This is a genomic window from Streptomyces sp. NPDC001027 (assembly GCF_040299045.1).
GTDB lineage: Bacteria > Actinomycetota > Actinomycetes > Streptomycetales > Streptomycetaceae > Streptomyces.
Map to the genome: position 1 here is coordinate 1 of NZ_JBEPBI010000476.1, position 2,726 is coordinate 2,726.

At 74.2% G+C, this 2,726-nt stretch carries 2 protein-coding genes and 1 pseudogene; all 3 read right to left on the minus strand.

Going from position 1 to position 2,726, the window contains the following annotated elements:
• Positions 1-72: 72 nt before the first annotated feature.
• Entirely contained in the window at positions 73-981 is a 909-nt protein-coding gene (rfbD, locus tag ABT300_RS42945) for a dTDP-4-dehydrorhamnose reductase (RefSeq protein ID WP_351688295.1), read from the minus strand.
• Positions 978-1,952: a dTDP-glucose 4,6-dehydratase gene (rfbB, locus tag ABT300_RS42950; protein ID WP_351688298.1), complete on the minus strand. Its 975-nt coding sequence runs from the start codon at positions 1,950-1,952 to the stop codon at positions 978-980. The genes rfbD and rfbB overlap by 4 nt, the downstream gene beginning before the upstream one ends.
• Positions 1,953-2,147: 195 nt before the next feature.
• Positions 2,148-2,726, minus strand: a pseudogene (locus ABT300_RS42955) (collagen-like protein); the annotation flags it as partial.

The following is a 2,726-nucleotide window of genomic DNA, read 5'->3' on the forward strand; positions in this document are numbered from 1 at the left end:
GCGGCCTCCGGACCGCCGCACGCGCGGCGCCCCGCGGCACACACCGGTCCCGCGGGGCGCCTCGCGCCGGTTTCAGGGCCGTCGCGTCGTGCGGGCCGCGGCGGCCAGTGCGGCGAAGGCGGGCAGCCTCACGGCCGAGGCCAACTGGTCGTCCCACGGGGGCAGGGGCGCCAGGCCGGCCCGCAGCCAGCCGCCGTGGCCGAGGACGCCGAACGCCGGGCGCGCGGCCGGACGGGGGAACTTCTCCGAGCCGACGGGGCGGATCCGCTCGGGATCGAGTCCGCTGAGCCGGAAGGCGTCGCGCGCCAGGCCGCACCAGGTCGTGCGGCCCGCCGACGTGCCGTGGTAGAAGCCCGCGGGGGCCCGGCCGGTGAGCGCGGCACGGCCGAGGGCGGCGAGCTGCCGGGCGAGCGCCCGGGTCCAGGTCGGCTGACCGTGCTGGTCGGCCACCACGTCCAGGGTCTCGCGGCGGGCGGCGAGTTCGAGCACGGTGGCCACGAAGTTGGGACCGTGCTCGCCGTAGAGCCAGGCGGTGCGCACGACGTAGCCGGTGTCGGGCAGCAGCTCGCGGACCGCCCGCTCGCCCGCCAGTTTGCTCCGGCCGTACGCGTTGACGGGGCCCGTCGGCGCGTCCTCGGGGTAGGGCCCGCGGGCGTCGCCCGGGAAGACGTAGTCCGTCGACAGGTGCAGCAGGATCGCTCCGGCGTCCGCGCAGGCGCCGGCGAGGTGGCGGACGCCCGTGCCGTTCACGGCCGTGGCCGCCGCCTCGGACCGCTCGGCGCCGTCGACGTCCGTCCAGGCGGCGCAGTTGACGACCACGGCGTGGCCGGGGACGGCCGCACGCACGGCGGCCGGGTCGGTGATGTCGAGCCGATCGCGGCCGAGGCCCGTCACCACGGCGTCCGGATCGGCGGCGAGCTCGGCCAGCACGTCCCGGCCGAGGAGCCCGTTCGCGCCGGCGACCAGCCACCTCGTGGTCATCGCGGTGCGGCCCTCTCCTGCAGCGGCTCCCACCAGGAGCGGTGGGCGCGGTACCAGGCGACCGTGTCCGCCAGCCCATGGGCGAAGGGAATCTGCGGGGCGTAGCCGAGCTCTTCGCGGATCTTGCCGTCGTCCAGCGAGTAGCGCAGGTCGTGCCCCTTGCGGTCGGGTACGTGCTCGACCCGGTCCCAGTCCGCGCCGAGGGCGTCCAGCAGCAGACCTGTGAGCTTGTGGTTGGTCAGCTCGGCGCCTCCGCCGATGTGGTAGACCTCCCCGGCCCGGCCGCCGTGCAGGACCAGGTCGATGCCCCGGCAGTGGTCGGAGACGTGCAGCCAGTCGCGGACGTTGCGGCCGTCCCCGTACAGGGGGACCGGCTTCCCGTCGAGCAGGCGGGTGACGAAGAGCGGGACGACCTTCTCGGGGAACTGGTACGGCCCGTAGTTGTTGGTGCACCGGGTGACCACGACGTCCAGCCCGTGGGTGCGGTGGTGGGCGAGGGCCAGCAGGTCCGCGCCGGCCTTCGACGCGGAGTAAGGGGAGTTCGGGGCCAGGGGCCGGTCCTCGGTCCACGACCCTTCGCCGATCGAGCCGTACACCTCGTCCGTGGACACCTGGACGAAGCGGCCGACGCCGTGCCGGCGGGCGGCGTCGAGCAGCACCTGTGTGCCCAGCACGTTGGTGCTGACGAACGGACCGGCCCCCTCGATCGACCGGTCGACGTGCGACTCGGCGGCGAAGTGCACCACCGCGTCCTGACCCGCCATCACCTGGTCGACCACGTCCGGATCGCAGACGTCGCCCCGCACGAAGGCATAGCCGGGGGCCTGCGCCACCGGCGCGAGATTGGCCTCGACACCTGAGTACGTGAGCTTGTCGAGGACGGTGACCCGTGCCGCGGGATCCGCGCTCAACTGCCGCCGGACGTATTCGGAACCGATGAATCCGGCGCCGCCGGTCACCAGGACGCGCATGGCTCTCCGAGTTCTCTCACTGCCCGGCGCTCGGCACCGGGTCGGTCATTGGGTGGGTGGGTCGGTGGGGCGGTCGATGGGGGCGGGTCCTCGTGCGGCGGCGCCCTCCGAGACCGAAGCCTCGAAGGGCGCACGCCGCGCAGGTCCGGTGAGGCCGGCGGCCGGTACCGCTACCGCACCGCCGCTCACGAAGACCTACGGCGCCACGTCGGCGCAGACCACGAAGACCTGGATGGGGTTGTTGCCGGTGACGCCGGCCTGCCACCCCGTGGGGGGCGACGTCGTCGAGCCGCCCGTCGGGGAGTTGTCCCGAAGGCTGCCGAGGCCGGGCAGCACGGCTCCGCCGCCGGTGGCCACGTCTCCGAGATCGCAGACGACGGTCGCCGCCGTTCCGCCCAACGTCCCCGGATTGGTCACGGTCTTGACGTACAGGTTGCTGCCGACACCGCCCTGGACGCCCTGGTTGCCCTGCGGGCCGGCGTCGCCCTGAGCTCCCTGGTTGCCCTGGAAGCCCTGGTTGCCCTGCGCCCCCGGGTCACCCTGGAAACCCTGGAAGCCCTGCGCCCCCGTGTCGCCCTGGAAACCCTGGAAGCCCTGGAAGCCCTGGAAGCCCTGGTTGCCCTGTGCACCCGGGTCACCCTGGAAGCCCTGGTTGCCCTGCGCCCCCGGGTCACCCTGGAAGCCCTGGTTGCCCTGCGCCCCCGCGTCGCCCTGAGCTCCCTGGTTGCCTTGGAAGCCCTGGTTGCCCTGGTTGCCCTGGAAGCCCTGGGCGCC